A 22,300-nucleotide genomic window follows, 5' to 3' on the forward strand; every position below is an offset into this window, starting at 1 on the left:
ATACAATTATAGTAGTTTTCTTTCTATTATCCTATTAAAAGTACGCAATACAGTTATTTAACGGGGTGTAAATAAGTATTATAAGGTTAATTTAATCATTTTTGCTTCAAAAAGAGGCCAAATAACCCTTATTCATGGGCCAACAGTGTATATTAGTATCTTTTATTGAACATTATGAATAAAAAACGGGTCCTATTTTTAATGCTTGCGGGGGTTTTACTGCATGGTGTAGTACTGGCTCAGAATATACGGGTGGCTGCCGCAGCCAATCTGCAATCGGTTATAACGGTTTTACAGAAAGATTTTAAACAAAGAACGGGTATCGTGATAGAACCTATTGTTGGCTCATCCGGAAAACTGGTAGCGCAGATCAGCAATGGCGCCCCTTTCGACATATTCTTATCAGCGGATATGAGCTTTCCCGAAACGCTGTTTAAAAATGGCTTTGCCGAAAAAAAGCCGGTAGTTTATGCCGCCGGGAGTTTGATCATCTGCAGTTCGCAAAATATTGGGTTTACTAATTGGGAGCGTTTATTACTGAGCGCCCGGGTAAAAAAAATAGCCATTGCCAATCCGGCCATTGCCCCATATGGTAAGGCCGCTACCGAATTATTGCAACAGAAAGGTATTCTGGATGATGTACAATCCAAAGTTGTTTATGGCGAAAGCATATCGCAGGTAAACACTTATATCACTACGGGGGTGGTTGATTTAGGCTTTACTACCCAATCGCTCATTAAAGAAACCGGCAGCAAAACCAAGTTGTATTACCAGGCGATCGACCCAAAACAATATGAACCTATATTACAGGGTCTGGTACTATTAAAACACGGGGCCAACAACCCCAATGCCGAAAAATTTTACCAGTATATACTAAGCCCGGCTGCAAAACGGATATTTACAGCGTATGGTTACCGGCTTCCATAAAAACAATTAACCCGATATTTTCTGATGGATTTTTCACCCATTTGGCTCACCCTAAAACTGGCGGGTATCACTACCCTGATATTGCTGTTTGTGGGCCTGCCCTTTGCCTGGTGGCTTTCCCGGGGGAGGTCGTTCTGGAAAATTATCATAGAAGCCATTATTACCATGCCCTTGGTATTACCGCCATCGGTATTAGGTTTTTATTTGTTACTGGCTTTTAGTACGCAGCATGGCTTGGGTAAATGGCTGCAAAAAGTATTTGATGTACAGTTTGTATTCTCGTTTCAGGGTCTGGTACTGGCATCGGTTATTTACAGTATACCCTTTATGGTTGGCCCGGTAAAATCGGCCTTACAGCAGTTGCCATCTTCGCTGGCCGAGGCTTCGTATACCCTGGGTAAAACCGAATGGCAAACATTCAGGTACGTATTACTGCCCAACATCAAACCATCGTTATTAACGGCCGCGGTGCTTACTTTTGCTCATACCCTGGGCGAATTTGGCGTGGTATTGATGATTGGGGGAAACATCCCCGGCGTAACACGGGTGGCCTCCATTGCGGTTTACGATGCTGTAGAACAGCGGGATTACGCCATGGCCAACAACTATTCGCTCATTTTATTTGCCATTACTTTTGTATTGGTGATAGCTGTTTTTGTGTTTAATAAATATCAGGCAAAAGGCCCTTTAGCATGATCAATATAGCCATCGAAAAAAAGCTAAAGGCCTACCACGGGCAACAGGTATTGAAGGTTAACCGCCAGTTTACTACCGGCAGCGTCACCAAAATATACGGGCCGTCGGGATCCGGGAAAACAACATTTTTAAAGATTATAGCCGGATTGGTAACGCCAGAAAAAGGGACGATTGTATCCGATGACATTACCTGGTTTAATGCAGAAACCAAGGTCAATATACCCACTCAAAAAAGAAATACCGGATTTGTTTTTCAGCAGTATGCGCTGTTTCCGAACATGACCGTAAGGCAGCACCTGGAATATGCCACTGCAGACGAAGCCTGGATAAAAAAATTATTGCTTTTAGGTAAGCTGGATACTTTACAGGAGCACAAGCCTGATTATTTATCGGGCGGACAACAGCAGCGCCTGGCCATATTACGTGCCCTGGCCACTAAACCACAGATATTATTAATGGATGAGCCCTTCTCGGCCCTTGATCCTAAAATGAAAACCGAACTGATTGGTGAGTTAAAAGAGGTGATTAAAGAGCTGAATATAACCACGCTGATCGTGAGCCATAACCCGCAGGAACTTGACGGATGGGCCGATGGGGAGCTGGTGTTTGAGTAAGAATACTGTAGATGTTGTGATCCTGAGGAACGAAGGATCTATTCGTAAAAAGGCATAGCGCACAATAGATGCTTCACTCCGTTCAGCATGACAAGGAGATTTGTTAGTGCAAAGGTAAAAATGCAAAAAAGTGGGTTTACATATAAATCCACTTTTTTGCACGTAAGTTCATTTAAATTGTTGATTATCAACTATATAAATTCATGTTAACCATGAAAAGTGTAAACCATGTAAACCCACTTTTCACAAGAATAAGCATGGTAGACGGGCTTCTGTGCACGATCCTTCGACAAGCCCAGGATAACATGCGGAGCACAAACAAAAAAGGGAGGAGCAAGCCCCTCCCCCTCAAACAATACATAAACTCACATTTTACCAGCAGTGTCTTTTGACATTTTCTTTTTGCCCATTTTGTCATTTGACATTTTGTCTTTGGACATTTTATCCATCTTGTCGGTTTTCTTTTTGCCCATCTTATCCATCTTGTCCATTTTTTTGCCTTTGGCCATCTTGTCCATTTTGCCGGTATCACTTACCGCAACGGTTGATGTTTTTAATGGTGTTACTGATTTGGCTTGTACGCTTAAGGTTAAACATACAGCTACTAAACCTGCGGCTAAAGCGCCTGAAATAATTGATTTCATACTTTGATTTTTAAAGTTTTAATGTGTGGTTCTTTATTAACATTTAAACCTTAGTCGGGCTGGAAACCCAAACCTTACAAAGTATTTTAATTATTTATTCAGTTCTCCTTCAATGCGGTCTTGCAGCTCTTTTTTAAAGTTTTCATCAAGCGAAAGTGTAGACACCTGCAATTCGGTATCATGAAAAAGCTGCAGCACCATCTGGTTGATGATCTGGCTTTGCTTATTATACAGCTTACACATCGAGCAACCGGCCAGGTGTATGCGGAGCTCAATGCTTTCCCGGAAACTCAGCTTCCGGATCTGTCGTTTCTCGATGAGCAGGGTAGCTTGTTTACAGTTATATATAACTTTTTTTAAGGGATTCATGGTTAATGTTTTTAGATCCAGTTTTTTTGAAGACAGGCTCTCAGACTAAGCTTGGCCCGGTGAATAATAACCCAAAAGTTGGCCTGTGTAACCCGAAGCTCGCTGCAAATAAATTCGGTAGTGGCCTCGTCCATATGCTTCATGGTGAAAACCGACATCCACATGGCGGGGAGTTTTTGCATACATAATTGCAGGATATGATTAAACTCCTTACCTCTCAGCGGCTCATGATCTTCAATGCCAAACGGCAGGGGCTGATGGGCCTGGGTCCAATGACCATTATCTTCCTCAAAAAAATCTTTTTGTTCTTCCTCTGCCTTCTGTTCGGCTATGTTGGCCAGGCCTGATGATTTTTTGCGGTAAACATCAATGATCTTATTTTTCAGGATAGCCGTAAGCCAGGTACGTTCGGAGCTTTTGCCCTCAAAACGGTCCACCTTTTCCAAAGCGGCCAAAAAAGTTTCCTGCACCAGGTCCTTCGCCTGTTCTTCGTCATTAAGGCGCGACAGGGTATACGAATACAGGTAATCGGCATGTGCCTTAACCCAATGATGCGGGTCCAGTAATTGTTTTTCAGTTACCATCAAATAAATTTACTCATAACATTTAAACTATTAGTCGCCAATGCACGTGAATCCTTACAAAGGAGCAGGAGTTTTTTGACTCTTCATGATATAATAACATTTATTAGTTAAATTTACTTATACCTCCTTGATCATAAAGTACTTGTACTGGTGGCATCAAAATCACATTCGCCAAAGAAAAAATAAAATTTATTGTAAGGTTATCGTACCCAAGCCGACTAAACAAGAAAAACGTATATCAAACCATAACAATATGAGATCAATTAAAATATTTGCCCTGGCTGCCGGTTTTGTAACCGCGGTGATGGTATTGGCGGCCTTTATTATTCCTAAAGCTAAAGCCCCGGAAAAAAATAAGATGATAGCCGACGGTAAAGGATTTGCCGTGATAGAGCTTTTTACCTCAGAAGGCTGCTCCAGTTGCCCTCCTGCCGATGAATTGGTGGCCCGGATACAAAAAGAAGATAAAGACAAGCAAGTTTACATACTGGCTTTTCATGTAGATTACTGGAACCGCCTGGGCTGGAAAGATGTTTTTAGCAGCGCCGATTACTCTAAACGCCAAAATGAATATGCCAATTGGCTTAATCTGCAATCGGTTTATACACCGCAAATTGTGGTCAATGGCAAAAAGGAATTTGTGGGCTCGGAAGAAGGAACTTTGCGTAATGCCATTACCGCCGGCCTGCGAACCAATCCTGCGGCAGCTTTAACCCTTAATACACAAAAAGGACAAGATCATATCACCATACAGTACCGTGTAAATGGTGCCGAAAAGAACACCGACCTGCTTTTAGCCCTGGTGCAAAAAGCGGCGCAAACCAAAGTTCAGCGTGGTGAAAACGGCGGGCGCACATTATCACACGTTCAAATAGTACGCAAAATGCAAAGCCTGGCGTTAAATGCAGGAGGTAATGGCAGTACAACAATTGCATTGCCTGAAGGCGTGAATGCCCAGGATTGGGAAGTGATTGGTTTGGTGCAAAATCAAAACAACGGAGAAATTTTAGCCGCCGCAAAGGCCAACTTTACGGCAACGGCTAACATGGGCAAGTAATGCTGCTGATTTGCGGTTTTATTAACATCACTAACAACCGGTAGTTTATAATTGCCGGTTGAAGGTGTTTTAACAGATAGATATGAAAGTTATCAAAGAGAAACATCCTTTAGCTATGCGTTGGACGCATTGGGTAAACTTTCCGATACTCACCATTATGATATGGAGCGGGATGCTGATCTATTGGGCAAATGACGAGTATAAGATAACGCTTTTTGGGCATACCTTTTTCAGCTTTTTCCCTGATTGGTTTTATAGCGCTTTGCGTATTCCCCATCGCCTGTCGGAAGGGATGGCTTTTCATTTTTTGTTTATGTGGTTTTTTACGCTGAATGGTATTTTGTATGTGCTGTACACCATCATATCGGGCGAGTGGCGCGAGTTGCTGCCTCAAAAAAAATCATTTAAAGAGGCCTGGCTGGTGTTGCTGCATGATCTGCATATCCGCAAAATGGCGCCGCCTCAAAATAAGTATAATGCCGCCCAGCGTATCGCTTATACAGCTATCATTATCATGGGCTTGGGGTCGGTGATAACCGGACTGGCTATTTATAAACCGGTACAATTTTATTACCTCACCTGGCTTTGCGGAGGTTATCATTTTGCCCGGATCCTTCATTTCGCGCTGACGATAGGCTACGTTGGTTTTTTTGTGATCCACGTGGTGCAGGTGATCCTGGCCGGATGGAACAATTTCCGGTCGGTGATCTCCGGATTTGAAGTGCTGAACGAAGAACCTAAACCCATTATTAAAATTACACCTCCAAGTGATGAAAAAAACATTCAGTAAAAAGCAGAAGGCCCCTAAAAAGCCGCTTACCATTGAGCAAAAGATCACGAGGCGCAATTTCCTCTCGTTCGGTACTTTTATTGTAGCCGGAAGCGTGGCTTATGGCGGTTGGAAATGGTTATACAACTCGCCCGAAGAAGCACGAACCGTAACCGCGGGTGCCCGTGCACCTTTAAGAAGGGCTCTCAACAAAACCGAGCTGGCTTTTCGCCGAATTTTTAGCAATAATAACCTCGTTAAAACCTATCCCAAAAACATGGCGGCCAAAGCCGTGCGTCATAACAGCGATATTGGTTCGGAAGGGAAAATAGACATCGACGCCTGGAAACTGCAGGTAAAAAAACATACCGGCGAAGTATTGCATATTTCGCTGGAGGACATTAAAGCACTCCCCAAAACAGATATTGTGTATGATTTTAAATGTGTGGAAGGCTGGGATCAGATATCGCATTGGGGGGGGGTGAAATTCAGCGATTTTATCAATCATTTTAAGCTCAACGCCGAAACGGAATTACAATATGTGGGCTTAGCCACGCCGGATAAAGAATATTATGTTGGGATAGATATGCCCAGCGCCATGCATCCGCAAACCTTGCTGGCCTACGAGGTTAACGAAAAGCCCCTGCCACCCAAACACGGTGCCCCCCTGCGGCTGATCATCCCGGTTAAGTATGGCATTAAAAACTTAAAGCGTATTGGCACGATGAGCTTTAGCGATACCCGCCCGCCGGATTATTGGGCCGAGCAGGGGTATGATTATTATTCGGGATTGTAACCAGATATGCAGATGTGCAAATTTCAGATGTGCAGATGATAGAAAAAAAGATATTCAATTTATCCATCATCTATAATTTGCACATCTATCATCTGCACATCTACAAAATATTTGCATATTGCAGATATGCCGGCTGCTAAACTGCCACTTTCAAAACAACTTGCTTATGCCTGCGGGATGATAGGCTGGAGCATCATGACTAATATCATCATCGTGATGCTACCCTATTTTTATTTGCCGCCTTCCAATGCCGGGTTGATACCTTTAGTTCCCCAGCTGCTTGTGTTTGGTGTGTTTAATATCATGTCGCTTATTGCCGCTTCTGGCAGGTTTGTTGACGCCATATTTGATCCCTTTATAGCATCGCTGAGCGATAAAAGCGGAAATGCCAAAGGTCGCCGAATTCCCTTTATGAAATGGGCCATTGTGCCCGCGGTTGTTTTTTGTTCGCTTACTTTTTACCCGCTGGTTAAAGGCGAAAGCATTCACAATGCTATGTGGCTTACCTTTACGCTCATCTGCTTTTTTATGGGGGCAACAGCCTATATCATTCCATATAACGCATTATTGCCTGAATTAGCCCGTACCGGTGCCGAAAAGGTAAAGCTATCCTCGTTACAGCAGGTGGGTTTTGTGCTGGGCATTATCCTGTCGGCCCTGGTCAATAACTTTGCTGATCTGGTGCAGCATATCATGCATACCCCCAATCGCGATACCGCCGTGCAGTACACCATTTTTGGGCTGTGCGTTTTTGCAGGCCTGGTAATGCTGGTGCCTGTTTTTGCTATCGACGAAAAAAAATACTCCAACAGTATCCCCTCGCACTTACCCCTGTTGCCGGCCCTGCGCCGCACTTTCCGCAACCGGAATTTTAAATATTACCTTATTTCCGATTTTTCGTACTATATGGCGCTCAGCATCATATCAAGCGGCTTGTTGTTTTTTGTAACGGTGCTGCTGCGTCTGCCCGAATCTATGGGTGGCGTACTGATGGGAAGTATGGTACTGTTTTCATTAGTGTTTTACCCGCTCATCAATTACCTGTCGAAAAAGATCGGCAAAAAACCAATCATGCTGTTTTCGTTCGGCTTGTTAAGTCTCATTTTTGTGGCCATATTTTTCCTGGGGAAACTTCCGCTATCGCCAACAGCACAGGTTTATATATTGGTTTTAAGTACATCATTCCCGCTGGCATCCTTGGGGATATTGCCCAATGCCATACTGGCCGAAATTGCCGAGAACGACGCCAAAAGAACCGGCGAGAACAGCGAAGGGATGTTCTTTGCGGTGAAATACCTTTTTGTAAAACTGGGACAAACGCTGGGCATAGCATTGTTTGCATTTTTAACCGTTTATGGTAAAGATCCCGGGCACGATTACGGCCTGCGGCTCAACGGGATTTGCGGTTGCGTGCTTTGTATACTGGCCATGATTTTTTTCAGCCGGTTTCGCGAGCGCAGGGTAAAATGAAAAAACAGATTCTTGTCTTTTTATTATCTTTAGCTCGCCCCAGAGGTAAGTATCTGCAATGAAAATAAATTTAAAACCGGTATTTAAAGTCCTGCCTTATTTATGCGTTGTATGGATAATTGGCGCTTGTCATCAGCCCGATACTAAAAAACAAAATGGAGGCAGCACAGATACTATTGCTCACAAACTACCGGTAAAAGCCATGCATGATGATCTGGCTATACTTTGGTCGGTCATTAAAGAAATGCACCCGGCTTACGGTGTTTTTACTCCGCCAGACAGCCTGCGCCATACTTTCGACCAGGTAGTGGCCTCTATCAACGAACCCTTGTCCGAAACTGATTTTATAGCACACGTTTATCCTTTTATCAGTAATCTTCGCTGCGGGCATACACAGGTAAAATATCCGGCAGGATACAAGCCATCGGGACCGCCGCAGCCTCATTTGCCGTTTGAGGTACTGGTAAAAAATCATCACGCCTGGATCACCACCCATAACAACAATGAATTAAATACTGGCGATGAGATCATCAGCATGAACAATACGTCTGTTGCTGCTATCATTAATCATGGATACGACCTGTATGGTGGCGACGGATATAATGAAACATTTAAAGAAGTATTTTTAAGCGAATACGGCGGCTTTGAGGATGCCTGCAACAAGTATTATCATTGGCAGCCACCATATCATATCACGCTACGCACCAGGCAAGGCAAATTAAAAAACCTTGAAGTTAATGCCCTTGCTCCCGGCGCCGCATTAAATACTTCAACAACAACAAATGCCAATAACCTGGCCGACTGGACCGAATCAAAAAATACTGATTACCTGCCCTTGCGCTTTTTTAAAAATAAATCGACCGCGTGGTTTGTCACCAAACCTTATCAATATGCCGATACCAATATTTATAAAGAAGCTTTTAAAGAGATACACCAACGGGGGATCAAAAACCTGATACTGGATATGCGGCATAATACCGGCGGCGATATCCGTGTGGCTATTCGCTTACTATCGTTCCTGGCCGATAGTTCATTCAGTATTATTAAAGATGTAAAGGCGCGTATTCCCAACCCGGCTATCAGTCGTTTTGAACGATATTTTGATACCGCGCGCACCTCCAGTTTTAACGAAGGTTTTGAGCCGGGACCGGAGGATGGTACTTATTATCATATCAAATTCAGGCCTACCGCCTGGGGACAGCTGTACGGCAAATTACCCTTATACAAGGCCGATCATTATAAGGGGAAGTTAGTGGTTTTAATTGATGGGGCCACCTTCTCTTCGGCGGCTTTGTTTACCGCGGCGTTAAAGGCCCAGCGTAAAGATGTGGTATTTGTTGGCCGTGAAACTGCCGGTAATGAGCAAGCTTGCAGCGGGGGCACCATTCAGCATTTAACCTTGCCTAATACCCATGTTATTGTTGATTTCCCGTGGATGCGTTTTGTATCGGCAGCCAAACATTATGATTTTGGCCGGGGCATTATGCCCGACTACCCGGTGGAGTACAGCCCGGAAGATATCGTGAATAAAACAGACCCCGATTTGCAAAAAGCCTTAAGCCTGGTTAATTGATACGGGTACGTCCAGTAGTTTGCCGAGGTGTTTGGTTTGTTTACCCTGCTGTGCTTCTGCTGCGCAGGCAAACAGGAAAGATGCTGCTAATGCTATCAGCAGGCCTTTTATCATATTGATATCGATCTTCATTTCCATATTTGTTAAAAAAATCACGCAGGAAGCGACCGGATATGATAAAACAAAACCATCGCTTTTAAGTATAAAACGATGGTTTGTATAGAATGTGCTATTGTAACAGAATTTTTAAACTAGGTTCTTTTTAATGTAGGTAATGCTTTGGGTGATGCTATCAAAAGGATCGCCAGGGCAAACGTCCTGCTCTACAAAGAAGTACTTTAAACCCGCTTTATCTGCTTGTGTGAATATCTTTTTAAAGTCGATGATGCCGTTGCCAACTTCGGTAAATTTGCGCTCTGGCGTTTTATCCAGATCCTTTACGTGCCACAGCGGGAAACGGCCCGGATGCTTATTAATTAAAGCGATAGGATCCTGGTTGGCTTTGGTTAACCAGTAGAGGTCTATTTCAAATTTTACCAGATTTTTATCGGTTGCCGCTAAAAGAATCTCGTAAGGGTATTTGCCATTTTCCTGTATAAATTCAAAATCGTGGTTATGGTAGCACAGCTGTATGCCCGATTTTTTGCAGATTTCGCCTGCTTTGTTAAAATCTTCGGCTATTTTTTTATAGTGATCCAGGTTGCCCCGTTCCGGGGTTGATAAATAGGCGCATACCATATATTTTACGCCCACCTCGGCTGCGTCTGAAACTGCTTTTTCCCAGTCATTCAGGATAGTGCCTTTTTGCGAGGCGCCGTTCACCTGTTCTTCGCCCAGGCGGTAATGCGCACTCGGCATAATGAGGCCGTTTTGTTTTAAAAGCGCTTTGAATGCTTTGCTATCCATGCCGTAAAACAATTCGTTGCCGGTATAGGTGGCACCCTCAACCGAGGTATAGCCAACCTGGGCAACCTTAGCCAGGGACGCTACCGGGTCTTTTGACATGGCATCACGTACGGTGTACAATTGCAGGCCGATATACTTTTTATCGTAAGCAAACAAGTTTGGAGCCGCTAAAAGTCCGGCCGAAAGTAATGCCGAAGTTTTGAGAAATGAACGTCTGGTAGTTGTCATCGATTTACTTTTAAAATTGGTTAATGTAAATATAGTGTATTATGAACACTAAAAGCAAGCGATTATTATCGCTATCCTGATTTAATTAAACCTGCGATGTGCCTGTTGGCTGTAACAATGTTGATGTAATATGGGTTATCAGCTTAGCATCAGAGTAATCGGGAATGCTGCTTACCTTTTTCCATTCCGGGTCGCTGCCAAAAGCTTTCCAGTGCGCGGCTTTGGCATCCAGATCGTCAAAAGTGATCATATAGGTAAGGTTTGGCCGGTGATCGCCAATGATAACCTCGCCAAAAAACACGGGATTAAACCCCAGTTTTTTAAAAATATCCACCTCGCCGGCATCGTTAAACATTTCCAGTTTCTTTTTGCCTGCGCTTTCGGTAGGATGTTCGTACCGGCGCAACTCAAAGATACGCGGACTTTTTTTAGGTACTTCCATTTTGGGCATGTGGGCAAAGGCTTTTAATAAGGAGCTTTCAATACGCTCATAAGCCGGTTCGGTAGCCGGGGCGTTTAAATAAGGTGCGCCTTTTTCCAGGTAAACCGGGTCGAGGTTTAGTTTTTCCTGCACGACTAAAAAATCGGCCAGACTACTAAATGGAATTAACACGTAAATTTTGGTTTGTCCCTCGGGTTTCAGCTCGGTGAACACGCCGATATGTTTACAGCCTAGTTTATTCAGTGCAGGTATGGCGGCGTTCTGAAAATAATCTTCTACCAGTTTTTGCTGGGTTTCGTTTTTTAAGAGATAGGTACGCAACTCGTAAAATTCGGTACTTTGTTTTTCTTTTACTGCTGATGCCATAACGCTATGGGTTGATATACCGGTTGCCGCTGCCGTTAAAGCCGAGGCTTTGAGAAATGAACGTCTTTTCATGGATAGGTGGTTAATAATAAAATAAAGGTAGCAAGATAAAGGTAAAACGTATTATTGAATATGCCATTGCGAGGCAACAGCCCCACCCAACCCTCCCCGGAAGGGAGGGCTTCAAAATATTTCCTAAAGTCTCCCCTACCGGGGGAGATTTAGAGGGGGCTGTTGCCACGAAATGACATGAGGAGAACTGTCATGCCCGTCGAAGCATGGTGGGCAGGCCTCTGCGCTCTACCCTTCCCGAGCTACCGTGTACCCACATTTTTTCATGCCCCATCGGGGCTACCTGTTTGTAGAAATAAATATTCATTGTGTTGTGTCTCATTAGAGGCTACCCATTCACAAAGCAACAATTTACCTGCTAGCTGAGGGACGCACCTACGGAGCGTACTTATTTTACTTATTTATCTACAAACAGGTAGCCCCGATGGGGCAGAGTGTCCTAAAGTTTTCTTCAGCAAAGATGTGGGTACACGGTAGCTTCCCGAGGGGTGATAGTCCTATGTTAAATATAGTATTTTTTCCTGAACCAGGAAGCCAGGTTAACCAAAGCAATCAAGGCCGGTACCTCTACCAACGGACCGATAACACCGGCAAAAGCTTCGCCGGAATTGATGCCAAATACACCGATAGCTACAGCAATGGCCAGCTCGAAATTATTACCCGTAGCCGTAAAGGCGATGGAGCTGCTTTTGGAATAATCGGCCCCGAATGATTTACCGATAAAGAAACTCAGCAGGAACATCACCACGAAATAGATAACCAGGGGAATAGCTATCCGGACAACATCAAACGGGATGTGTACAATAAGACCGCCTTTGAGGCTGAACATCAGCACAATGGTAAACAACAAGGCGATCAGGGTAACTGGCGAAATAAAGGGCACATATTTTTCTTGGAACCAGGCTTCTCCTTTAAGCCAGATCAATGCATACCGGCTGATGACGCCTGCCGCGAACGGAATGCCAAGGTAAATGCCTACACTTTTGGCTATCTCGCCCATGGTAATATGGACGGCTAGACCTTTAAGCCCAAACAGCGGCGGCAAAATAGTGATAAACACATAGGCATACACGCTGTACAGCAGTACCTGGAAAATGCTGTTTAGAGCGATTAATCCAGCAGCATATTCGCGGTTACCTTCGGCGAGCTCGTTCCACACCACTACCATGGCTATGCAACGGGCAAGCCCAATGAGGATTAGTCCAACCATATAGGCCGGATGATCACGCAGGAAAGTGATTGCCAAAAAGAACATCAGCATAGGTCCTATTACCCAGTTGAGCACCAAAGAGGCGCTTAATACTTTGGTATCCTTAAATACCTGGCCCATGTTTTCATATTTTACTTTGGCCAGCGGCGGGTACATCATTAAAATTAGTCCAATGGCTAAAGGGATATTGGTTGTACCGCTGGAAAATGAATTGATGAACCCAGCCGAGGACGGTATAAAATAACCCACAGCTACCCCTATCGCCATAGCCAGGAATATCCAGAGCGTAAGATATCGGTCCAGAAAGCTCAGTTTTTTACGCTCAGCCGGGGCGCAATGTTCAACCGGCATGGGATGATTTTAAGTTTTCGTTCACAAAATTTTGGGTGTACTGCCTGATCAATTCGCGCACCTGCCTGAATTGTTCCATGATCTCCTCTTCGGTGCCTGTAGCTTTTGCCGGATCTGGGAAATTGTAATGCAGTTTGACCGCTTTGGTGGGGAAGTATGGACAGCTCTCCTTCGCGTTATCGCAAACGGTTATTACGTAGTCGAAATCAATATTCAGGTATTCATTAACGTTGTTGGAGGTGTGGTGGGAGATATCGACACCATCCCGTTTCATGATCTCAATAGCGCGGGGGTTAACGCCATGCGTTTCAATTCCGGCACTGTAAATAGTTGCTTTATTGCCTGCAAAATAACGCAGGTAACCCTCGGCTATCTGGCTGCGGCAGCTGTTTCCGGTGCAAAGCACCAATACATTTTTCATTAGTTATTTTTTACTTCTTTATGGATATTTAACAACAGCCTGATTCCGGTGTGCAGCACGCCTCGGTTTTAATGGCCAGGGTCTTTAATTCTACCTTTGGGTTTGCGGGCGCGCAGCATTCCTCACCCTTTTCGTCTGTCCCACAGCTCCCGCCGCGACTAATCGCTTTGCATTGCACGGCATCCGGGCGCAGGTTGACGATCAGGTTGTCGCCATTTACAATCATATCTCCCGGAAACATCTGGCGGGTATCAAATTCCGAATTGCCAAATTCTATTTTAACAGTTCCGCTAGGATTAAGGGGTAGCATCTTTTCTACAATATCCACTATCGACAATGCCTTTTGTACCTTCATGGATCGCTCCTGTTGTTCGGCCTCGGGGACCCACAATTGCACAATGATCTCCGTCCAGGTGTTCATCACGCCACCACAATCAACCGAGGTAATTGGCGCCTGTTTAATTTCGGTGATGTGGTAAGCGGCATCTACCAGCTTGCCTTCGGCATATTGAAATTGGAGGTCCAGTTCGGGATGTTGTAACAGCTTTTCTTTAAATGTTGACCAATTGATAGCTTCTACTTTATTCATGATTGATATATTCTATTATTGCAATATTACGATTGATTGATGTAAAAAATTTTAGCAGCAACTATTCAAGTCCTTGTACGAAGAGAACAGCACATTTAACTCCTTTTGTAAATTTGCCCAGGCTTTGGGCTCTATACAATAGCAAACACTTACGCCCTCTATGGTTCCTTGTATTAGTCCCGCGTTTTTCAGCTCTTTTAGATGTTGTGAAATGGTTGGCTGCGCCAGGCCCAACTCATCGGCCAGATCGCCGCAGATGCAGGCTTTGGCGGCTATAATGTGTTGCAATATGGCAATACGCGCCGGGTGTGCTATAGCTTTTAACTGCACTGCCAGCTTGTTTTGCTCGTCGGTAAATATTTCTGTTTTGGTGATTCCCATAATATATATTGCAATATTACGATTAATGTAGATTTATCAAGAATTATTTTAAAATCTTTTCTATCCCCAGTTATTAAGTTACAGTCTGGATTTTATAATTTGCGAGTAATTCGGGCTACTTCTCAAACACAAAATGCCCCAATTATTTACAAATGAATATGATGTTATTTAAATACATGGTTATGACTGGCCTTTTGCTTACTGGTCAGATACTGCTGGCTCAGGATAAAACAATAAATCCAGGAGCCATTTGGCCCGATTCGGATGGTAATCATATCCAGGCCCATGGAGGTGGAATAATCAAAATAAAGGGAACGTATTTCTGGTACGGGGAAGAAAGGAGAAAAGGACTTGATTCAAATTTCAGGTATGTGAGCTGTTATTCGTCAACTGATCTGATCAATTGGAAGTTCAGAAATGATGTAGTAAAGATGTCAGATCCGGAAAATTTAGGGAAAGGTTGGATATTGGAACGTCCCAAAGTGTTTTTTAACGCAGAAACTAAAAAGTATGTGATGTACTTTCACCTTGACGATGTAACTTATCAATACGCAAGGGTTGGTATTGCTATCAGTGACCGGGCAGACGGGAACTTTCGTTTTGTTAAAAGCCTTAGACCTTTGGGAAGGCCCAGCAGAGATATTGGACAATTTATTGATGATGATGGGAGTGCCTTTCTGATATTTGAGGATCGGGAACTGGGTTTTCACATTGCTCAGCTTTCTGCTGATTATATGAATGTGGAAAAAGAGATGTGCCTCATCAAAATGCCATTGGAAGGGGGAGCATTAGTGCATTTTGAGGGATTATATTATGTTATTGGCTCGCAACTGTCTGGCTGGGCTCCTAATCCGAATAAGTATGCAACATCAAAAACACTTACCGGCCCCTGGACTGCATTTAACGATATAGCTCCTCCCGGTTCTAATACCTATCAGTCACAATCAACAATGATGCTTAAAGTTGTTGGTACAAACGCAACTGCGGTTATTTTTATGGCCGATCAATGGAACCCATCCCATCAATCAGATTCCCGTTATCTTTGGATGCCACTGGAAATTGGCAAAGGAAAATTATGGCTGCCAAAACCGCAGCCTTGGACAATTGATCTTAAAGAAGGTGCTGTAAAACTCGTTTCAAAAAAGCAATAGTGTTAAGGTTACCGCCTTAAGTCAGAAGCCACTAGTTGTGATTATAATTAGGTCATAAGGCTTTGCCGCTTAAGCGAGGTTAAATCGTTACTTTTTATTCTATTGAATATACAGCTTAGGTTATCTATCAATTAGGTAGCGTTTTTTACATATAAAACACATTCTTTTCCCTAAACTTGCATTAATAAGAGGCTGTTTCCTACAGCAGCCGGCATAAAACATGAGTGAGGATTTTTACGAGCAAATTTTTAACAAGCAGCAAAGGCTTGAGGCCGTGCCGTCGAACAAGGAGATCACCCGCTGGGCGCTCCAGGTAATTCATTTGCTATATCCCGAGCAAACCGGAAAGGTATTTGCCGATGTTGCGGCACTCAAAGCGGAGTTTACCCTGCTGGAGAATGAGCTGCATCACATGATGGAGGTTACCAAAGGCTGCGGCGATTGTGATAATAAGCAACGGGCCGACCGCTTTTTTAAAGGCCTGCCGGAGCTGTTTAGGGTATTGAATACAGATATACAAGCCATATTTACCGGCGACCCTGCGGCCCAAAGCGAGTTTGAAGTGGTGCGTACCTACCCGGGCTTTTTGGCTATATCCTTATATCGCCTGGCGCATAGTTTGTATATTGATCATGTGCCCTTGATCCCCAGGATACTCACCGAATACGCGCATTCCAAAACGGGTATCGACATACATCCCGCGGCCGAAATTGGCGAATATTTTTACATCGACCACGGTACCGGTATTGTGATAGGCGAAAGCGCCGTAATTGGCAACCATGTAAAATTGTACCAGGGCATTACCCTGGGTGCGCTGAGCGTGGATAAAAGCATGGCCAATACCAAACGCCACCCTACGGTTGAAGATCATGTAGTGATATATTCCGGCGCTACCATCCTGGGCGGCGAAACCATTATTGGAAATAACAGCCTTATTGGCGGTAACGTATGGCTTACTAAAAGCGTGCCACCATATTCGAGGGTGTATCACACTCCAAGTCACCGGACTATAAATAGCGACGAAGTGTAGCGATTATCTTACCGACATTTTATGACTACTCACCGAGAGTTTATGATCTCTGGCCTCGCTGCATCAATTAATTGAATTGTTTTTATTCATTATTGTAAATAATAAACAGATAATGGTTTAAAATTTACAACCTATAAAATGAAACCTTTCATTACAGCAGCTTTTTTTTATCTGTGTTTTGTCTGCTTAAGTGCCGGTGCTCAAGATAAAAATGCTTTATTGAGCGATAATAAACTTAAAAGCCGGATGGACTCGGCCGTTGATCTGGGAGCGAAACGTTATATGGATACGCCCAATACCATTGGGTTATCTATAGGAATTTACAAGGGCGGTAAAACATACACCTACAATTACGGCGAAATAAAGAGAGGTTCCGGTCAGCTGCCTAATGCCGATAACTTTTACAATCTGGGTTCGGTTGCCAAAACTTTTGTTACCACCATGCTTGCAGAAGCGGTAATTGAAAAGAAAGTATCTCTTCATGATGATATCCGTAAATACTTACCGGGCAATTATCCCAACCTGGCGTTCAATGGACATCCCATCAGGCTTGTCGACCTGGCTAACCATACCTCCGGGTTGCCGGGCACAGCGCATATTTTCCAGGCTTCGGTAAAAGATAGTGTCAGAAAACTGAGCCTTCCTGATCAGTTGCATTTTTATAATGTATACAAGGCCGACAGCTTGCTCAAAGATCTGCACCGATTAACCCCCGATACCATACCAGGCACAAAATACAGGTACAATGGCAACGGTATGATGGTATTGATATTATTGCTGGAGCGTATATATCACAAACCTTATGAGCAGCTGGTAACGCATTATTTAAAAACACATTTAGATATGGCGGACACCAAAACGCAGATCGTCATAACGAGTAAACGTTTGGCGCAAGGTTATGACAGAAACAATAAGCCACAACCCTACCTCAATTTGGTTGATTATTATAACGGCCCAAGCATGAACTCTACCATTCATGATATGCTTAAATATATAAAGGCCAATTTAGCTGAACAGGATCCGGCCATAAAACTTATTCATCAGCCAACCTGGAAAGATGCGGAAGGTACAACCATTGGTTTGGGCTGGATGATAGATACGGATTATAAAGGAACCAGAATTATTTACCACGATGGACATACCGGAATTGGCTTTAATACGCTTTGCCTGTTTTATCCTGGGAAAGATCTGGGTTATATTATCATCGTGAACGATAATATCAGTCAGCAACGGCTTTTCGATCTGCAAAAAAACGTACAGCAGCATTTAGATCAATAACCGGGCTCTATCATATCATTTTCATAATCCCACCTGTTTTTAATTTGTAGTACCTAAAGCAAAATATTCGGCTTAATTTAGCTATCATACAAATAAAAATTATGGCCGGCATTATTGATATCATAGGAAATACGCCACTGGTTGAAATACAAAAACTAAATCCCAATCCCAACGTAAAGATATACGCCAAACTGGAGGGTAATAACCCCGGCGGCAGCGTGAAGGACAGGGCTGCGCTCAACATGATCCGCAGCGCTATCGAACGAGGTGACATCAAACCGGGCACCAAACTCGTTGAGGCTACCAGCGGTAACACGGGCATTGCGCTGGCTATGATAGCCCGTTTGTTTAATTTGGAGATTGAACTGGTAATGCCCTCCAACTCTACCCGGGAGCGTACATTAACCATGGAGGCTTACGGAGCCAAAGTAACCCTGCTGGAAGGTATTGAGCTTTGTAGGGATTACGCCGAAGAGAAAGGTGCTACCGAGGGCTATTTCCTGCTGAACCAGTTTGCCAATCCCGATAATTATATGGCCCACGTAAAAACTACCGGTCCGGAAATATGGCGTGATACCGAAGGTAAAATAACCCACTTTGTAAGCGCTATGGGCACCACGGGTACCATTATGGGTTGTTCTAGGTATTTTAAAGATAAGAATAAAGATATACAGATAGTCGGCTGCCAGCCTACCGAAGGCTCATCCATCCCGGGCATCCGTCGCTGGCCCGAAGCCTATCTGCCCAAAATATTTGATGCCAGCCGAGTTGACCGCGTAATGGATATATCCGAAGCAGAAGCTACCCAAATGGCTCGCCAGATGGCTAAAGTTGAAGGCATATTTGCCGGCATGAGCAGCGGCGGCGCACTAGCTGGAGCCATTAAACTGGCTGCTGAGCTAAAAGAAGGCGTCATTGTATTCATCTGCTGCGATCGTGGCGACAGGTATTTGAGTAGTGACCTCTTTGGGTAAAGGCAATATAAAAATATTGTCATCCTGAGGAACGAAGGATTTTCTTCACCGAACCTATCGTACAATAGATACTTCACTCCGTTCAGTATGACAAACTTTTCACCGTACACAAATTTGATCCTCTCCTTAACTTTTCGTATATTTATACATCTAACAGCCCGCTTATCTTTTCAGGAGATAAGCGGGCTGTTAGGTTAAAGGGAAAATAAGGCCAAAACCGGCCGTTTACTATGTAGTATTCTGTATGTCAATAAATTAATACTTTTTAAACCTTTCAAAACACATCAAAAATTTGTTAAAAAGTGTTAAAATGGCGTTAAAGGTTTGTTTAAATAGGCAAAAAGCAAGCGCTTTTACCTTGTTTTGACTAAAAAAGTGTTAAAATTAAAGGTTTAAAAAGTTTTACTACTTCAATTTTCTGGCGGTTACGCCCTCATTGGTAATCTTCACGGGTTGAATATTACCATCTTTATCAAAGTGCATTTTGTCGATACACATCACCCGGTGGTTGGCATCAGTTTCGGTAAGTGGCCTGCGGTGGTAAACAATATACCATTCGTCTGTACCGGGTACATTGATCACCGAGTGGTGGCCCGCACCGGTAGCGATACTGGCATCTTGCTTTAAAATAGTGCCGATGCGCTTAAATGGTCCAAATGGGGTATCACCAATAGCATAAGCCACCCGGTAATCCGGACCGGTCCAGCCGCCTTCGCTCCACATAAAATAGTATTTGCCCTTGCGCTTAAACATCACCGGGCCTTCTACATAGCCTTCGGGGGTTATTTTCTTATAGGTTACGCTATCGTCAAAAGGCACAACACCTGTAAAATCGTTCTTTAATTTCACGATGTTACACTGGCCCCAGCCGCCATATATCATATAATACTGGCCATTATCGTCCCTGTAAACAAACTGGTCGATAGGTTGTGCTTTGTTGATGATCTGGTCGATAAGGGGTTTGCCCAGGTAGTCTTTAAAAGGGCCTTCGGGTTTGTCGCTTACAGCCACACCGATGCCGCCTTTTTCATTATTGTTCTGGATATCATTAGCGCCGAAGAACAGGTAGTATTTGCCATCTTTTTCGGTAACGGCAGGGGCCCAAAGTGCACGCCTTACCCACTTGACTCCGCTGGTATCAATCACATGGCTGTGCTTGGTCCAATGTATTAGGTCGGGCGATGAAAAGGCATCCATAAATACCTGCTCATTGTATTTGGCAGAGTAAGTGGGATATAGCCAGTACTGATGATTGAATATTTTGGCTTCCGGATCGGCATACCAGCCCTCAACCACAGGATTGCCTGATGTTTTTTTGTTTTGTGCGTAGACGTTAATTGCTGGTGCTAATAATGTTACACCTAATAGTACGCTTGAAAGCAGCTTTGAGACTATGCTCCTGTTCATTTTTGGGTATTGGTATTATTATTCTTTGGCTTTTTCTTATTAAAGCGTCTATTGGGTTTCCTTTTATTGTCTGATTGATCGGTACTATGGCTATGACTAGGCTGGATAGCTGCCAGTTCGTCGGGTAAACCAACCAGGCGAATAGGGCGCTCTATGAGCTGCTCAATGTTCTTAAGCTTACGTTCATCACGGTGATTTACAAAGGTGATGGCGGTGCCTGTAGTGGCTGCACGGGCAGTACGGCCAATGCGGTGAATATAATCTTCCGGATCGCCTGGAACATCATAGTTGATCACCAGGTCGATACCCTCCACATCGATACCACGCGATAAGGCATCGGTACCAATAATTACAGGCAATTGTTTGTTCTTAAATTGCAGTAGTATCTCTTCGCGTTCGCGCTGCTCCAGGTCGGAGTGAAAGGCGTTGGCGTTAATTTTGATGGCTTTGAGCTCTTTGTATAATGATTTAACGATCTCCTTGCGTGAGGCAAAAATAATGGTGCTGGCGTAGGCCGAATCGCGCAGGATGAGCTGCAGCAAAGGCGTTTTCTGCTGATCATGCAGCCGATAGATCTGCTGATCGATACCCACAGCGGGTTGCGACAGGGCGATGTTGATCTGCTCCGGCTCTTTCATAATAGCCTTGGCCAGTGCACGGATGCGGCCCGGCATGGTGGCCGAAAAAAGCAAGGTTTGTCTGTTCTTGGGCAGGTAACTGATGATTTTTTTGATATCGTCAGAAAAACCCATATCCAGCATGCGGTCGGCCTCGTCCAGTATCAGGTGAGTAAGATGGTTCAGCTTTAAAACTCCTGAGGTAAGGTGGGCTATCAGCCTGCCGGGTGTGGCTATAATAATATTTACATTATTTTGAATTCCCCGGCGTTGCTGCTCGTAAACAGCGCCATCGCCACCGCCAAATACAGCTATAGAGCTGATGCCTGTAAAATAGGCCAGCCCTTCTACCTGCTGGTCAATTTGCTGGGCAAGCTCACGTGTAGGTGCCAATACAAGCGCACTGGTATGGTGTTTATTACTATTGCTGATGAAATTTAATATGGGCAGCAAATAAGCCCCGGTTTTACCGGTTCCGGTTTGCGCGCAGGCAATAAGATCATGCCCTTTTAAAACTACGGGTATGGCCATTTCCTGTATTGGGGTTGGGTTATTGAACCCCATACTTTGTATGCCCTCGAATAATTGTTCGTTGAAATTGAAATCCTGAAACGTCACTATGTTCTACTTGGTGTGTTACGCAAGGTATAAAAAATTGTTGTTTTTACAGCATTTTGCAGAATGAGCAAGGATTTTTGGAACAAAGAGCAAGTACGGATCGTGGGTGGAAACAAATTGTCTTTGCTCCTTACTCCCCAAGTCCTTGCTCCAAAAAAGCTAAGAATGTATATAGCTTTTTAACTGTTCAATGGTTTCCAGTTGCGACAGGATGGTTTCGGTAACCAGGTCATTGATAGAAATAATGCCGCAAAGCGCATCATCAATAAATACAGGCAGGTAGCGGATATTGCTTTCGCTCATGATGTGCATACAGGTTTCGATGGAGTTATCAGGTAGTATGCGGGGTAAACCAGTGCTCATGATATCCCGTACCAGGGTTTCATGAGATGATTTTCCCTTCAGGATCACCTTACGGGCATAATCCCGTTCGGTAAGCAGGCCGGCATATTCGCCATCCTCCAGTATAACCACCGAGCCGATGTTTTCATCAGCCATTAATTTTAATGCTTCCAAAACTGATTTACCAGCATCAATGGTAACTATGCGGCCGCCTTTGCGGGCAAGGATATTTGAAACTTTTATCATGGCAATAGGTTAAAATGAAGAATTGGCTATAACCAAATATAACAAACAGAATTGAAAAACAAGCGGTGCCTGAAGTATAAATATCAACAATTCAGCATTTTATCAGGGAATTGCCATCTAATTGGCATATAGATAGCTTTTACGTTTGTTTGACACTGTGTCTGCCACTTAA

General features: G+C 43.9%; 25 protein-coding genes. 12 read left to right on the forward strand and 13 right to left on the reverse strand.

Annotated features, from left to right (window positions below; genetic code table 11):
- Positions 1-174 precede the first annotated feature (174 nt).
- Genes modA through BW976_RS05300 form a run of 3 tightly spaced genes read left to right on the forward strand, consistent with a single transcriptional unit; the run spans position 175 to position 2,237 of the window.
- Positions 175-927 carry a molybdate ABC transporter substrate-binding protein gene (modA, locus tag BW976_RS05290; RefSeq protein ID WP_076371162.1) on the forward strand — a complete coding sequence of 251 codons (753 nt, stop codon included), beginning with the start codon at positions 175-177 and terminating at the stop codon, positions 925-927.
- Positions 928-951: 24 nt separating this feature from the next.
- The gene (modB, locus tag BW976_RS05295) at positions 952-1,623 is read left to right on the forward strand and encodes a molybdate ABC transporter permease subunit (protein WP_076371164.1); all 672 of its coding nucleotides are present in this window, start codon (positions 952-954) and stop codon (positions 1,621-1,623) included.
- Positions 1,620-2,237: an ATP-binding cassette domain-containing protein gene (locus tag BW976_RS05300; protein ID WP_076371166.1), complete on the forward strand. Its 618-nt coding sequence runs from the start codon at positions 1,620-1,622 to the stop codon at positions 2,235-2,237. The genes modB and BW976_RS05300 overlap by 4 nt, the downstream gene beginning before the upstream one ends.
- 365 nt (positions 2,238-2,602) lie before the next feature.
- Here the strand turns inward: BW976_RS05300 and BW976_RS05305 are convergent, their stop codons facing one another.
- From BW976_RS05305 to BW976_RS05315, 3 genes are all read right to left on the reverse strand, one after another.
- On the reverse strand, positions 2,603-2,881 hold the full coding sequence (locus tag BW976_RS05305) for a hypothetical protein (RefSeq protein ID WP_076371168.1): 279 nt from the start codon (positions 2,879-2,881) through the stop codon (positions 2,603-2,605).
- 90 nt (positions 2,882-2,971) lie between these two features.
- Complete coding sequence (locus BW976_RS05310) at positions 2,972-3,250, reverse strand: hypothetical protein (protein WP_076371170.1); 279 nt, start codon at positions 3,248-3,250, stop codon at positions 2,972-2,974.
- Positions 3,251-3,261: 11 nt separating this feature from the next.
- Positions 3,262-3,834: a sigma-70 family RNA polymerase sigma factor gene (locus BW976_RS05315; protein ID WP_076371172.1), complete on the reverse strand. Its 573-nt coding sequence runs from the start codon at positions 3,832-3,834 to the stop codon at positions 3,262-3,264.
- Between the two features lie 253 nt (positions 3,835-4,087).
- Here BW976_RS05315 and BW976_RS05320 point away from each other — a divergent pair, with 253 nt between their 5' ends.
- The 5 genes from BW976_RS05320 (at position 4,088) to BW976_RS05340 (ending at position 9,499) form a co-directional block, all read left to right on the forward strand.
- Positions 4,088-4,891: a DUF1223 domain-containing protein gene (locus tag BW976_RS05320; protein WP_076371862.1), complete on the forward strand. Its 804-nt coding sequence runs from the start codon at positions 4,088-4,090 to the stop codon at positions 4,889-4,891.
- Between the two features lie 82 nt (positions 4,892-4,973).
- A complete protein-coding gene (locus BW976_RS05325) occupies positions 4,974-5,681 on the forward strand; it encodes a cytochrome b/b6 domain-containing protein (RefSeq protein ID WP_076371174.1) in 708 nt (235 codons plus the stop codon).
- Complete coding sequence (locus tag BW976_RS05330; protein ID WP_084192077.1) at positions 5,662-6,456, forward strand: molybdopterin-dependent oxidoreductase; 795 nt, start codon at positions 5,662-5,664, stop codon at positions 6,454-6,456. Before BW976_RS05325 ends, BW976_RS05330 begins: the two co-directional genes overlap by 20 nt.
- 126 nt (positions 6,457-6,582) lie before the next feature.
- Positions 6,583-7,926: an MFS transporter gene (locus BW976_RS05335; protein ID WP_076371176.1), complete on the forward strand. Its 1,344-nt coding sequence runs from the start codon at positions 6,583-6,585 to the stop codon at positions 7,924-7,926.
- Between the two features lie 58 nt (positions 7,927-7,984).
- Positions 7,985-9,499 carry a S41 family peptidase gene (locus BW976_RS05340; RefSeq protein ID WP_076371178.1) on the forward strand — a complete coding sequence of 505 codons (1,515 nt, stop codon included), beginning with the start codon at positions 7,985-7,987 and terminating at the stop codon, positions 9,497-9,499.
- Here BW976_RS05340 and BW976_RS29245 read toward each other — a convergent pair.
- The 7 genes from BW976_RS29245 to BW976_RS05370 form a co-directional block, all read right to left on the reverse strand.
- Complete coding sequence (locus BW976_RS29245; protein WP_175614049.1) at positions 9,482-9,631, reverse strand: hypothetical protein; 150 nt, start codon at positions 9,629-9,631, stop codon at positions 9,482-9,484. The two genes, BW976_RS05340 and BW976_RS29245, sit on opposite strands and share 18 nt — an antisense overlap.
- A gap of 114 nt (positions 9,632-9,745) precedes the next feature.
- Complete coding sequence (locus BW976_RS05345) at positions 9,746-10,633, reverse strand: sugar phosphate isomerase/epimerase family protein (protein ID WP_076371180.1); 888 nt, start codon at positions 10,631-10,633, stop codon at positions 9,746-9,748.
- A gap of 85 nt (positions 10,634-10,718) precedes the next feature.
- Positions 10,719-11,513: an NIPSNAP family protein gene (locus BW976_RS05350; RefSeq protein ID WP_076371182.1), complete on the reverse strand. Its 795-nt coding sequence runs from the start codon at positions 11,511-11,513 to the stop codon at positions 10,719-10,721.
- Between the two features lie 502 nt (positions 11,514-12,015).
- Positions 12,016-13,074, reverse strand: coding sequence for an ACR3 family arsenite efflux transporter (gene arsB / locus BW976_RS05355; RefSeq protein WP_076371184.1), 1,059 nt, complete (start codon positions 13,072-13,074; stop codon positions 12,016-12,018).
- Positions 13,064-13,495: an arsenate reductase ArsC gene (locus BW976_RS05360; RefSeq protein WP_076371186.1), complete on the reverse strand. Its 432-nt coding sequence runs from the start codon at positions 13,493-13,495 to the stop codon at positions 13,064-13,066. The genes arsB and BW976_RS05360 overlap by 11 nt, the downstream gene beginning before the upstream one ends.
- A 28-nt stretch (positions 13,496-13,523) precedes the next feature.
- On the reverse strand, positions 13,524-14,084 hold the full coding sequence (locus tag BW976_RS05365; protein WP_076371188.1) for a DUF6428 family protein: 561 nt from the start codon (positions 14,082-14,084) through the stop codon (positions 13,524-13,526).
- Between the two features lie 51 nt (positions 14,085-14,135).
- Complete coding sequence (locus BW976_RS05370) at positions 14,136-14,465, reverse strand: ArsR/SmtB family transcription factor (RefSeq protein ID WP_076371190.1); 330 nt, start codon at positions 14,463-14,465, stop codon at positions 14,136-14,138.
- Between the two features lie 182 nt (positions 14,466-14,647).
- On the opposite strand from BW976_RS05370, the gene BW976_RS05375 reads away from it, so the two are divergent.
- The 4 genes from BW976_RS05375 to cysM all read left to right on the forward strand — a co-directional run bounded on the left by BW976_RS05375 (position 14,648) and on the right by cysM (position 18,898).
- Positions 14,648-15,616 (forward strand): family 43 glycosylhydrolase, encoded by a 969-nt coding sequence (locus BW976_RS05375; protein WP_217696210.1) that lies wholly within the window; start codon positions 14,648-14,650, stop codon positions 15,614-15,616.
- 220 nt (positions 15,617-15,836) lie between these two features.
- Entirely contained in the window at positions 15,837-16,646 is an 810-nt protein-coding gene (gene epsC, locus BW976_RS05380) for a serine O-acetyltransferase EpsC (protein WP_076371192.1), read from the forward strand.
- A 138-nt stretch (positions 16,647-16,784) separates the two neighbouring features.
- Positions 16,785-17,924 (forward strand): serine hydrolase domain-containing protein, encoded by a 1,140-nt coding sequence (locus BW976_RS05385; RefSeq protein ID WP_076371194.1) that lies wholly within the window; start codon positions 16,785-16,787, stop codon positions 17,922-17,924.
- A 101-nt stretch (positions 17,925-18,025) separates the two neighbouring features.
- The gene (gene cysM / locus BW976_RS05390; RefSeq protein WP_076371196.1) at positions 18,026-18,898 is read left to right on the forward strand and encodes a cysteine synthase CysM; all 873 of its coding nucleotides are present in this window, start codon (positions 18,026-18,028) and stop codon (positions 18,896-18,898) included.
- A gap of 405 nt (positions 18,899-19,303) precedes the next feature.
- On the opposite strand, the gene BW976_RS05395 is transcribed toward cysM, so the two are convergent.
- From BW976_RS05395 to BW976_RS05405, 3 genes are all read right to left on the reverse strand, one after another.
- The gene (locus tag BW976_RS05395; RefSeq protein ID WP_076371198.1) at positions 19,304-20,305 is read right to left on the reverse strand and encodes a glycoside hydrolase family 43 protein; all 1,002 of its coding nucleotides are present in this window, start codon (positions 20,303-20,305) and stop codon (positions 19,304-19,306) included.
- On the reverse strand, positions 20,302-21,540 hold the full coding sequence (locus BW976_RS05400; RefSeq protein ID WP_076371200.1) for a DEAD/DEAH box helicase: 1,239 nt from the start codon (positions 21,538-21,540) through the stop codon (positions 20,302-20,304). Before BW976_RS05400 ends, BW976_RS05395 begins: the two co-directional genes overlap by 4 nt.
- Before the next feature lie 159 nt (positions 21,541-21,699).
- Positions 21,700-22,128, reverse strand: a complete 429-nt coding sequence (locus BW976_RS05405; RefSeq protein ID WP_084192078.1) for a CBS domain-containing protein — start codon at positions 22,126-22,128, stop codon at positions 21,700-21,702.
- Positions 22,129-22,300 lie beyond the last annotated feature (172 nt).

Source organism: Mucilaginibacter lappiensis, assembly GCF_900155965.1.
In the GTDB taxonomy this organism is placed as follows: domain Bacteria; phylum Bacteroidota; class Bacteroidia; order Sphingobacteriales; family Sphingobacteriaceae; genus Mucilaginibacter; species Mucilaginibacter lappiensis.